General features: G+C 61.1%; 9 protein-coding genes. 5 read left to right on the top strand and 4 right to left on the bottom strand.

Going from position 1 to position 11,546, the window contains the following annotated elements:
* Positions 1–29 precede the first annotated feature (29 nt).
* From fdhF to RLCC275e_RS19975, 4 genes are all read left to right on the top strand, one after another.
* Positions 30–2,909 (top strand): formate dehydrogenase subunit alpha, encoded by a 2,880-nt coding sequence (fdhF, locus tag RLCC275e_RS19990; RefSeq protein WP_033179379.1) that lies wholly within the window; start codon positions 30–32, stop codon positions 2,907–2,909.
* 37 nt (positions 2,910–2,946) lie between these two features.
* A complete protein-coding gene (fdhD, locus tag RLCC275e_RS19985; RefSeq protein ID WP_033179378.1) occupies positions 2,947–3,771 on the top strand; it encodes a formate dehydrogenase accessory sulfurtransferase FdhD in 825 nt (274 codons plus the stop codon).
* Complete coding sequence (locus RLCC275e_RS19980; RefSeq protein WP_018448151.1) at positions 3,761–3,997, top strand: formate dehydrogenase subunit delta; 237 nt, start codon at positions 3,761–3,763, stop codon at positions 3,995–3,997. The genes fdhD and RLCC275e_RS19980 overlap by 11 nt, the downstream gene beginning before the upstream one ends.
* A gap of 135 nt (positions 3,998–4,132) precedes the next feature.
* A complete protein-coding gene (locus tag RLCC275e_RS19975; protein WP_033179377.1) occupies positions 4,133–5,791 on the top strand; it encodes an OFA family MFS transporter in 1,659 nt (552 codons plus the stop codon).
* Between the two features lie 93 nt (positions 5,792–5,884).
* On the opposite strand, the gene RLCC275e_RS19970 is transcribed toward RLCC275e_RS19975, so the two are convergent.
* The 4 genes from RLCC275e_RS19970 to rocF form a co-directional block, all read right to left on the bottom strand.
* Positions 5,885–7,645 carry a methyl-accepting chemotaxis protein gene (locus tag RLCC275e_RS19970; RefSeq protein WP_033179376.1) on the bottom strand — a complete coding sequence of 587 codons (1,761 nt, stop codon included), beginning with the start codon at positions 7,643–7,645 and terminating at the stop codon, positions 5,885–5,887.
* 301 nt (positions 7,646–7,946) lie between these two features.
* Positions 7,947–8,423: a chemotaxis protein CheW gene (locus tag RLCC275e_RS19965; protein ID WP_003543427.1), complete on the bottom strand. Its 477-nt coding sequence runs from the start codon at positions 8,421–8,423 to the stop codon at positions 7,947–7,949.
* 301 nt (positions 8,424–8,724) lie between these two features.
* A complete protein-coding gene (rocD, locus tag RLCC275e_RS19960) occupies positions 8,725–9,924 on the bottom strand; it encodes an ornithine--oxo-acid transaminase (RefSeq protein WP_033179375.1) in 1,200 nt (399 codons plus the stop codon).
* 76 nt (positions 9,925–10,000) lie between these two features.
* Positions 10,001–10,936: an arginase gene (gene rocF, locus RLCC275e_RS19955; RefSeq protein ID WP_033179374.1), complete on the bottom strand. Its 936-nt coding sequence runs from the start codon at positions 10,934–10,936 to the stop codon at positions 10,001–10,003.
* 124 nt (positions 10,937–11,060) lie between these two features.
* On the opposite strand from rocF, the gene RLCC275e_RS19950 reads away from it, so the two are divergent.
* Positions 11,061–11,498: an Lrp/AsnC family transcriptional regulator gene (locus RLCC275e_RS19950; RefSeq protein WP_171816875.1), complete on the top strand. Its 438-nt coding sequence runs from the start codon at positions 11,061–11,063 to the stop codon at positions 11,496–11,498.
* Positions 11,499–11,546: the final 48 nt, after the last annotated feature.

Below are 11,546 nucleotides of genomic sequence, written 5' to 3'. Positions count from 1 at the left end.
CCTCACCATCTCAAGCAAGGAGACCCATCATGTCTCTCATCCATGAAATCGACTACGGGACTCCGGCTTCGAAATCCGAGGCCATGGTGACCCTCACCATCGACGGACAGCAGATCAGCGTGCCGGAGGGCACCTCCATCATGCGCGCCTCGATGGAGGCCGGCATCAAGGTGCCGAAGCTCTGTGCCACCGACATGGTCGACGCTTTCGGCTCCTGCCGGCTCTGCCTGGTCGAGATCGAGGGCCGCAACGGCACGCCCTCCTCCTGCACGACGCCGGTGGCGGCAAACATGGTGGTGCACACGCAGACGGGGCGGCTGAAGGATATCCGCCGCGGCGTGATGGAACTCTATATTTCCGACCATCCGCTCGACTGTCTCACCTGCGCGGCCAACGGCGATTGCGAATTGCAGGACATGGCGGGCGCCGTCGGCCTGCGCGATGTGCGCTACGGCTATGAGGGCGACAACCACGTCAAGGCGCGCAGCAATGGCGACATCAATCTGAAATGGATGCCGAAGGACGAATCCAATCCCTATTTCACCTATGATCCCTCCAAGTGTATCGTCTGTTCGCGCTGCGTGCGCGCCTGCGAGGAAGTGCAGGGCACCTTCGCGCTGACGATCGAGGGCCGCGGCTTCGGCTCACGCGTTTCGCCTGGCATGCACGAGCATTTCATCGATTCCGAATGCGTTTCCTGCGGCGCCTGCGTCCAGGCCTGCCCAACGGCGACGCTGACGGAGAAATCGGTGATCCAGATCGGCCAGCCGGAGCATTCGGCCGTGACCACCTGCGCCTATTGCGGCGTCGGCTGTTCTTTCAAGGCGGAGATGCGCGGCGAGGAACTGGTGCGCATGGTGCCGTGGAAGGACGGTCAGGCCAATCGCGGCCATTCCTGCGTCAAGGGCCGCTTCGCCTATGGCTATTCCACCCACAAGGACCGTATCCTCAATCCGATGATCCGCGAAAAGGTCAGCGATCCCTGGCGGGAAGTGAGCTGGGACGAAGCCTTCGCGCATGTGGCGCTGGAGTTCCGCCGCATCCAGTATCAATATGGCCGCGAGGCGATTGGCGGCATCACCTCGTCGCGCTGCACCAATGAGGAAACGTATCTGGTGCAGAAGCTGATCCGCGCCGGCTTCGGCAACAACAATGTCGATACCTGCGCCCGCGTCTGCCATTCGCCGACCGGCTACGGCCTCGGCCAGACGTTCGGCACGTCGGCGGGCACGCAGGATTTCGACAGCGTCGAGCATTCGGATGTCGTCGTTGTCATCGGCGCCAATCCGACCGACGGGCATCCGGTGTTCGGCTCGCGGCTGAAGAAGCGGCTGCGCCAGGGCGCCAAGCTCATCGTCATCGATCCGCGCCGCACCGATATCGTCCGCTCGCCGCATATCGAGGCCTCGTATCACCTGCCGCTGAAGCCCGGCACCAATGTCGCGGTCATGACGGCGCTGGCGCATGTGATCGTCACCGAAGGCCTCTTTGACGAGGCGTTCATCCGCGAGCGCTGCGACTGGTCGGAGTTCGAGGATTGGGCCGCCTTCGTCGCCGAACCGCAGCACAGTCCCGAAGAGACCGAGATCTTCACCGGCGTGCCGGCGGCGGATCTGCGCGGCGCGGCAAGGCTCTATGCCAAGGGTGGCAACGGTGCGATCTATTACGGCCTCGGCGTCACCGAACACAGCCAGGGCTCGACCACGGTCATCGCGATCGCCAACCTGGCGATGGCGACCGGCAATATCGGCCGTCCGGGCGTCGGCGTGAACCCGCTGCGCGGCCAGAACAATGTGCAGGGCTCCTGCGACATGGGTTCCTTCCCGCACGAACTGCCGGGCTACCGGCACATTTCCGACGACGCGACGCGTGACATCTTCGAAAAGCTCTGGGGCGTGAAGCTCAACAACGAGCCAGGCCTGCGTATTCCGAACATGCTGGATGCGGCAGTCGATGGCTCTTTCAAAGGCATCTACATCCAGGGCGAAGACATCCTCCAGTCCGATCCCGATACCAAACATGTCGCGGCCGGGCTTGCGGCGATGGAATGCGTCGTCGTGCAGGATCTGTTCCTCAACGAGACCGCCAATTACGCCCATGTCTTCCTGCCGGGCTCGACCTTCCTCGAGAAGGACGGCACCTTCACCAATGCGGAGCGCCGCATCAACCGTGTGCGCAAGGTGATGTCGCCGCGCAACGGTTTTGGCGACTGGGAAGTGACGCAGAAGCTTGCTCAGGCGATGGGGCTCGACTGGCATTACACCCATCCGTCGGAGATCATGGACGAGATCGCCGCGACGACGCCGAGTTTTGCGATGGTCTCCTACGACTATCTCGACAAAATGGGCTCGGTGCAGTGGCCCTGCAACGAGAAGAACCCGCTCGGCTCGCCGATCATGCATGTCAATGGCTTCGTGCGCGGCAAGGGCAAGTTCATCCGCACCGAATATGTAGCGACCGACGAACGTACCGGTCCGCGTTTCCCGCTGCTGCTGACAACCGGCCGCATCCTCAGCCAATATAATGTCGGAGCGCAGACGCGGCGGACCGAGAATATCGTCTGGCACGCTGAAGACCGGCTGGAAATCCATCCGCACGATGCCGAGCAGCGCGGCGTTCGCGACGGCGACTGGGTGAAGCTCGGAAGCCGCTCCGGCGACACGACGCTCAGGGCGCTGATCACCGATCGCGTCGCGCCGGGTGTCGTCTATACGACCTTCCATCATCCCACGACGCAGGCGAACGTCATCACCACCGATTTCTCCGACTGGGCGACGAACTGCCCGGAATACAAGGTGACGGCGGTGCAGGTCTCGCCCTCCAACGGGCCGAGCGAATGGCAACTCGAATATGACGAGCAGGCGCGGCAATCGCGCCGCATCGCCGGCAAGCTCGAGGCAGCGGAGTGACGATGCGGGGGCGGCTCTGTAAACCGGAACGCGCATCATGACCTTCACCGTCACTGCCCATGCGCCCGAAACCGCCCGCCGCAACGGCATCCTCCAGACGGGTTCGCGAATCGTGCCGGAAGAGGTGCCGATCGCCTTTTCCTATGGCGGCAGTTCGCATGCGGTGATGATGGCAACACCTGCGGATCTCGAGGATTTTGCCGTCGGATTCAGTCTGACCGAAGGGATCATTGCCGGGCCGGCGGAGATATCGGGCGTCGAGGTCATTGAGGGTGAGCAGGGGATCGATGTGCAGGTGAGCCTGGTCGACGATGTCGCCGATCGGCTGCGGGCACGGCGCCGCAGCATGGCGGGACCGGTCGGCTGCGGGCTCTGCGGCATCGAATCGATCGAACAGGCGGTACGGCCGGTGCCTGATGTTTCGACATCGCCGCTGGCACTGTCGCACGCGGATATCGTGCGGGCCGTTTCGCTTCTGAACGAGGCACAGCCGCTGCATCGCGAGACGCGGGCGGTGCATGGCGCCGGGTTCTATCTTCCCGGCAGGGGGCTGATTGCCGTGCGCGAAGATGTCGGCCGGCACAATGCGCTGGACAAACTCTGCGGCGCCGTCATCGGCGCCAGTGAAAGAGGAGGGGACGGCGCCGTCGTCGTCACCAGCCGGCTCTCCGTCGAGATGGTGCAGAAGGCGGCGATCCTCGGCAGCCCGGTGCTCATCGCCATTTCGGCGCCGACGGCTCTCGCCATCCGCACGGCCGAAGAAGCCGGCATGACGCTCGTCGCGCTGGTGCGTGGCGAGGATTTCGAGATTTTCACCCACCCGCACCGCATCTCGCCCGGAAGCATTGCCGATGTCGCATGATACCAAGACCAAGCTCGTCTATATGGCAAACCAGATCGCCACCTTCTTCAAGAGCCAGCCGGAAAGCGAGGCTGCGCAGGGCGTGGCCACCCATATCAATAAATTCTGGGATCCTCGCATGCGACGGCAATTGTTCGAAATTCTGGAAAATGAAGAGAACGGCCTGGATGCGCTCGTGCTTCAGGCCGTTCCTCTTATCCGAAAGCCGGAGCCGGTAACACACTAAAGCGCGTTCCTCGCGCTTTATATCTTTATTCAATGCTTTAGTCCAAAAAACAAGGATCGGCCGTGCGCGAGGGGGGGCAACCTGCCTGCGCAAAAGCTGAAATCAAACCAGATTTTGAATCAAGGAGGAGTTTTCATGACTGCAGCGGAAACACGTACAGACGGGGCGTTGGCGGGGGTAGGCCTGCTCGATCGTGAAAGGATTGTCGCAAGGCCCGGGTTCAATCGGTGGCTGGTGCCGCCGGCAGCGCTCGCCATCCATCTCTGCATTGGCATGGCCTATGGTTTCAGCGTGTTCTGGCTGCCGCTTTCCAAGTCGCTCGGGATCACGGCCTCGACGGCCTGCCCCGATCTGACACTCGCCTCGGCGCTGTTCACCACGACCTGCGACTGGCGCGTTGCCGACCTCGGCTGGATCTATACGTTGTTCTTCGTTCTGCTGGGCTCGTCCGCAGCCATCTGGGGCGGCTGGCTCGAGCGCGCCGGTCCGCGCAAGGCGGGCGTCGTTTCCGCTTGCTGCTGGTGCGGCGGCATCATTCTTGCCGCGATCGGCGTCATCACTCATCAGCTCTGGATGATGTGGCTCGGTGCCGGCGTTATTGGCGGCATCGGTCTCGGCCTCGGTTACATCTCGCCGGTCTCGACACTGATCAAGTGGTTTCCCGACCGGCGCGGCATGGCGACTGGCATGGCGATCATGGGCTTCGGCGGCGGGGCGATGATCGGCGCCCCATTGGCCAACCTTCTGATGAATAGTTTCAAGACCGATAGTTCGGTCGGCGTCTGGCAGACCTTCATCGTCATGGCGGTGATCTATTTCGTCTTCATGATGGGCGGCGCCTTCGGCTATCGCATTCCGCCGGCCGGCTGGCGTCCCGAGGGTTGGACGCCGCCTGCAGCCAAGAGCACGATGATCACCAGCAAACATGTGCACCTCAGCAATGCTCACAGGACCAAACAGTTCTGGCTGATCTGGGCGGTGCTTTGCCTCAACGTTTCGGCTGGTATCGGCGTTATCGGCATGGCCTCGCCAATGCTGCAGGAAATCTTTGCCGGTTCGCTGATCGGCCTGCCGGATGTCGGCTTCGCCCAGCTCGACGCCGGGCAGAAGGCATCGATCGCCACGATCGCCGCCGGTTTCGCTGGTTTGCTGTCGCTGTTCAATATCGGCGGGAGGTTCTTCTGGGCGTCGCTTTCCGACAAGATCGGCCGCAAGAATACCTATTATTGCTTCTTCGTCCTCGGCATCGTGCTCTATGCGCTGGCGCCCACTTTCGCAGGCATGGGCAACAAGGCGCTGTTCGTTCTCTCCTTCGGCATCATCCTGTCGATGTACGGCGGCGGCTTTGCGACGATCCCGGCCTATCTTGCCGATATCTTCGGCACGCAGTTCGTCGGCGCCATCCATGGCCGGCTGCTGACAGCCTGGGCAACGGCCGGCATCGTCGGGCCTGTCGTCGTTAACTACATCCGCGAAGCGCAGATCGCCGCCGGCGTCGCGCCCGGGCCAACTCTCTATACCGGCACCATGTATATCCTCGCCGGCATGCTGGCGCTCGGGCTCATCGCCAATGCGCTGATCAGGCCGCTGCCGGACAAGTGGTTCATGTCCGATGGCGAGGTCGCCGCGCTGCAGGCGAAGTCGGCGGCCGTCAATGCCGGCCCGACGGGTTCCTTCGGCATCGGCACAGGCGGGCTGGACGCCAAGGCGATGCTTGCCTGGGCCGTCGTCGGCATTCCGCTGCTGTGGGGTGTCTGGGTGACGCTGAGGGCGACTTTCGCGCTGTTCGGGTAAGCCATCAAAGCGCGTCGCATGGGTTTCATGCGGCGCGCTTTATCGTCGTATACAGCGCAATCCGGTCAAGGTGCCACCTTGTACCGGCATGGTTCAGAACTCTTCCCAGCTCTGGGCGGTTGCTGCGGCGGCGCCCTGCGCCTTCGCGACACGTGAAACGAGATGCAGCGCCGGTGAGCCTGTCTGTCTTGCCTCATGCCTGCCGGCGGTCTGGGTCTGGCCTGGCAGACGGAACCTCGTCAGCAGGACACGCAGCGTTTCGGCTTCCTTGGCAAGGCTATGGCTGGCGGCGGTACTTTCCTCGACCATCGCGGCATTCTGCTGGGTTGCCTGGTCCAGCGTATTGACGGCCTGGTTGATTTCCTTGAGGCCGGTTGCCTGCTCCCTGGAGGCTTCGACGATGGCGACGACGTTGCCGTCGATATCGCCGACCTGGGTTACGATCTCCTCGAGCGCCTTGCCCGTCTGACCGACCAGGCCGACGCCGTTCCTGACATGCTCGCCCGACGTGTTGATCAGCGCCTTGATCTCCTTGGCGGCGGTGGCGGAGCGCTGGGCGAGCTCCCGCACCTCCTGGGCCACCACGGCGAAGCCCTTGCCGGCTTCGCCGGCGCGGGCCGCCTCGACGCCGGCATTCAATGCCAGCAAGTTGGTCTGGAAGGCGATATCGTCGATGACACCGATGATGTTGGTGATCTCGCGGGAGGACTGTTCGATCTGGCCCATGGCGGCGACGGCATTGCGGACCACGACACCGGATTGTTCGGCGCCCTGTTTGGTCATGGCGACGAGGCGCCCGGCCTCATCGGCGCGACGGCTGGAATCGTTGACGGTGGTGGTGATCTCTTCCAGCGCGGCGGCCGTCTCTTCGATCGATGCGGCTTGCTGTTCCGTCCGCTTGGAGAAGGAATCCGCCGATGAGCCAATCTCGTGTGAGCCGCTGGCGATCGCACTGGCATTCTCGCCGATCGTCTTCATCGTCTCGGCAAGACCTTTGATCGCGGTGTTGAAATCGTGACGCAATTGTTCCATCGACGGGACGAAGGGCGTGTCCACCGTCCTTGTCAGATCACCTTCGGACAGCTGACGCAGCGCGCCGCCGAGCAGAGAAATCGCGCTCATGCGCGGGGTGACATCGGTTGCGAACTTCACGACCTTGTAGACCTTGCCGTCGGCATCGACGATCGGGTTATAGGCCGCCTGGATCCAGATTTCGCGGCCGCCCTTACCGAAGCGAACGAATTCGTTGGCGATGAATTCGCCATTGGCAAGACGCCGCCAGAAGCTGCTGTAATCCTCGGTGCGCGTATAGGCCGGATCGCAGAATATGCTGTGATGCTTGCCGGTGATCTCGGCCAGCGAATATCCCATGGCTTTGCAGAAATTCTCATTCGCGGTCAGGATCTCACCCTTCGGGGTGAATTCAATCACTGCCTGCGAGCGCGAGATCGCCTGCAGCTTGCCGGAATCCTCGACCGCCTGCTTCTTGGCGGCAGTGATATCGGCGGCGAATTTCACCACCTTGTATGGCTTTCCGCCTTTGAAAACAGGATTGTAGGAAGCCTGGATCCATATCTCGCTGTTGCCCTTGGCAAGGCGCTTATAAACACCGGCATCATATTCTCCACGGCCGAGCCGTGCCCAGAAGGCGCGATATTCCGGGGTTGCCGTATAGGCCGTCTCGCAGAACATGCTGTGATGCTTGCCGACGATCTCGTCTAGGCGATAACCAAGCGCGTTGCAGAAATTCTCGTTCGCCCTGAGGATATTTCCTTTGAGATCGAATTCGATGATCGCCTGCGATTTGGAAATGGCATTGAGAACATATTTCGAATCGGTAGATAGGCCAAACATTCTCGTCCCCATGAGATGAGCAGCTTATGCTGCTACGACTGGTAAGGCGAAGCCGGTCGGGCGAGAAATACCGGCGCCGGGAAGACAGCCGATAACCGGCTATTTTTCACGTCTATCGGGGAACGTGTCGTCCTTATGCTTCGTAATTCATGCTGACGAAGTATGGTTAATATCCGGTATAAGGCATCGCTAATATTCAACATCAGAGCCGAAAAAATGAGCTGTTGAAATCTGCTTATGACGGCGCAACAAAAAACCGCCCGAAGCGGGCGGTTTCCATCATTCGATTGTATTGTCCGAATCAGGCGGCCAGTTCATCCGTCTCGTTTTCCTTGAACATCTTGGCGAGGTTCAGGAAGCAGATCATGCCATTTTCCGAAGCGATGATGCCTTCGCAATAGGCGCGGTCGAAGGAGGCGGTCACTTCAGGCACCGGCTGGACCTGGCTGGACGAGATGGTGAGAATGTCCGAAACGCGGTCGACAAGCATGCCGATGACCATGCTATGAACTTCGGCGACGACGATGGCGCTGCGTTCGTTGGCGACCGTGCTCTTCATGCCGAGCTTGAAAGCAAGATCGATGATCGGGATCACCGAGCCGCGCAGGTTCATGACACCGATGACATCGGCCGGGGCATGCGGGATCGGTGTCGACGGCGCCCAGCCGCGGATTTCGCGGATGGTCGTGGTCTTGACGCAGAATTCCTGGTCATGCAGGCGGAAGGCAATAATTTCGAGCGTATCGCCGCTGAAGTTAGTCGAATTGATCGTGGCCATTAGAATTTTTCCCAACTGTCGTAAGCCAGGGCAGAAGCGGATGCGCCACCATTGGCGCGGCCAAGCTTTGCCTTCATACCACGCGATGGCTTTGCGCTCGGCGAAGCATCGTTACGGTTATCTCGACGACATTAGCGAAAGAGTGTTGCCCAAATCTAAATTGGGCGACGATATTACAAAGGTTTTTAAACTCGAATGAAAGCCAGGCAGTTTTGCTGCCGATCTCCTCAAGCCGATAATTTGCGCATTCAGGATCGTCCCGGCTTATTCGGGATGGTGAAGAAGAATCTCGACGATTTACTCAGCCTATCGTCCTTTCAATCTGCGAGACGGCCCAATCCACCTGCTCTCTTGATATGACCAGTGGAGGAGCGAGGCGAATCGTATGCTCGTGGGTATCCTTGGCGAGAAGGCCGCGCTCTTTCAGCACATGGCAATATTGCCGTGCGCCGCCGGCTTCGGGTTCCAGCTCGACGGCCATCATCAGGCCACGGCCGCGTACGTCCCTGACGATGTTCGAACGGATCGATCTGAGGCCTTCGAGGAAATAGTCGCCCATAACGGCGGCGTTCTCGATCATGCCCTCTTCGGTCAGCACCTTGAGTGCGGTACGCGCCACCGCGCAGGCGAGTGGATTGCCGCCGAATGTCGAGCCGTGCTGGCCGGGTTTCAGCACGCCCAAGACTTCGGAATTCGAAAGCACGGCCGAGACGGGATAGAAACCGCCGGACAGCGCCTTGCCGATCAGCGTCACGTCGGCCTCGATGCCTTCGTGTTCCTCCGCCAGCAGCTTGCCGGTACGGCCGAGGCCGGTCTGGATCTCATCGAGGATAAGAGTGACGTTGTTTGCCGTGCAGAGCTCGCGGATGCGCGTGAAATAACCCGCCGGCGGAATGATGACGCCGGCTTCCCCCTGGATCGGCTCGATCAGGGCGGCCACCGTATTGGCATTGATCGCGGCGGCGAAAGCCTCGGCATCGCCGAAGGGAATGATGCGGAAGCCCGACGTATAGGGGCCGAAGCCCGTGCGGGCCTCGGGATCTGTGGAGAAACTGATGATGCTCAGCGTCCGGCCATGGAAATTATCGGCGCAGACGATGATCTCCGCCTTGCCCTCCGGCACGCCCTTGACCTCGTAGCCCCATTTGCGCACTGCCTTGATGGCGGTCTCCACCGCTTCGGCGCCGGAATTCATCGGCAGGATCTTGTGCGAGCCGGTGAGAGCCGCAAGCTCTTCGTAGAGATAGGCGAGCTGATCGTTGCGGAAGGCGCGGGAAGTGAGCGTCAACCTGCCCGCCTGCTCGACCATGGCGGCGAGGATCTTCGGATGACAATGGCCCTGGTTGACGGCGGAATAGGCCGATAGGCAATCGAGATACCGGTTGCCGTCGGTATCCCAGACATAAACACCTTCGCCACGCGTCAGCACCACGTCGAGCGGCTTGTAGTTATGGGCGCCGAGCCGTTGTTCCGTGGCAATCAGTTTTTCCGAAGTGTTCATGGCCGTTCTCCCTCTAATCTTATTTCAACGCATGTCGTAATCGCAAAACCGCTGCACACTTTTGCTCGACATGCTCTTACGCGGCGCGTGTCGGACGATCGAAGATGCGGCGGCCGAAGAGGCTTGCCGTCAGCTCCACCAGGATGCGGGCGCTCTTGCCGCGATCGTCGAGAAACGGATTGAGTTCGACGAGATCGAGCGACGAGACGAGGCCGCTGTCCGAAAGCATTTCCATCACCAGATGCGCCTCGCGAAAGGTCGCGCCGCCGGGGACCGTCGTGCCGACGCCGGGCGCAATCTCGGGATCGAGGAAATCGAGGTCGAGGCTGACGTGCAGCAGGCCGTTCGCCTTGGTGACGACATCGAGTATCTCACGCATGATGGCGCCGATGCCCTGCTCGTCGATCGCGCGCATATCGAAGACGTTGACGCCGTGTTCGTGGATTTCCTCGCGCTCGCGCGCATCGACCGAACGGATGCCGACTTGGAAGACATTCTTCGGATCGACGAACGGACGGCCCTTCGGCAGGATCTCGGCGAACTCGGCCTCGCCGCAGAAGAAGGCGACGGGCATGCCGTGAATATTGCCGGAGGGCGATGTCGCCGGAGAGTTGAAATCGGCATGGGCATCGAGCCAGAGGACGAAGAGAGGGCGATCTTTGCTGGCGGCATAACGGGCCATGCCGGAGACGCTGCCCATGGAAAGGCTGTGGTCGCCGCCAAGAATCAGCGGAAAACGCCCGGAGGCGGCGACGTCGTGGACGCTGCTTTCGAGTGCGCGGGTGAAGGCACCGACGATCCTCAGATTGTGAGCCTTCGGGTGGTTCGGCAGGTCCATCGCCGGCACGATCCTGAGATCGCCAAGATCGGCGACGTCATGGCCAAGCTCGATCAGCGTCTGGTCGACGCCGGCAATGCGCAGGGCCGCAGGGCCCATGGCAGCCCCTCTGCGGCCGGAGCCTTCTTCCAGCGGCGCGCCGATGAGGGTGACAGATCGCGAGTGGGTATTCATTTTGGAGGGCTCCGTGTTGAGGCCTGTTTCGACCGATAGTGGGATAAAGGGCTGGCGGCAAAAAGATGGAAAAGTGTCAGAAATGGATTATGATTGCGCAGATTGATAAACATATTTTGACAAAGTGATCAGCGTGGATGATCTCGACACTGAACTTCTGAGTGCACTTCGCCATAACGCTCGGATTTCCATCTCTTCGCTTGCGGCGATGACGGGCGCATCGCGGGCAACCGTTGCCGCCCGAATCGACCGGCTGGTGGCCAGCGGCACCATCGTCGGCTTCACCATCCGCACCGGTCATGAGACGCGCTCCGCCGGCGTGCGCGCCATCGTGATGATCGAGGTGCTTGGCAAGCTCGCCGACAGGGTGGCCGATCAGTTGCGGGGCCTGCCGCAGGTGCGCGCGCTGCACAGCACCAATGGCAAATGGGATTTCGTCGCCGAGCTCGAGGATCGCGACCTTGCCTCCTTCGACGAGACGCTGCGTCGCATCCGGCTGGTCAACGGCATCAATTCGACCGAGACCAATATCCTTCTCAAAACGAGCAAGACTGGCTTCTAAGCCGGCTTAAAGCTTGTCCGTGCCGTCTTCCAAAGCTGCTGCACAGCT

It is taken from the genome of Rhizobium brockwellii, from assembly GCF_000769405.2.
GTDB classification, from domain to species: Bacteria; Pseudomonadota; Alphaproteobacteria; order Rhizobiales; family Rhizobiaceae; genus Rhizobium; species Rhizobium brockwellii.
This window is presented reverse-complemented; position numbering and strand designations above follow the sequence as displayed.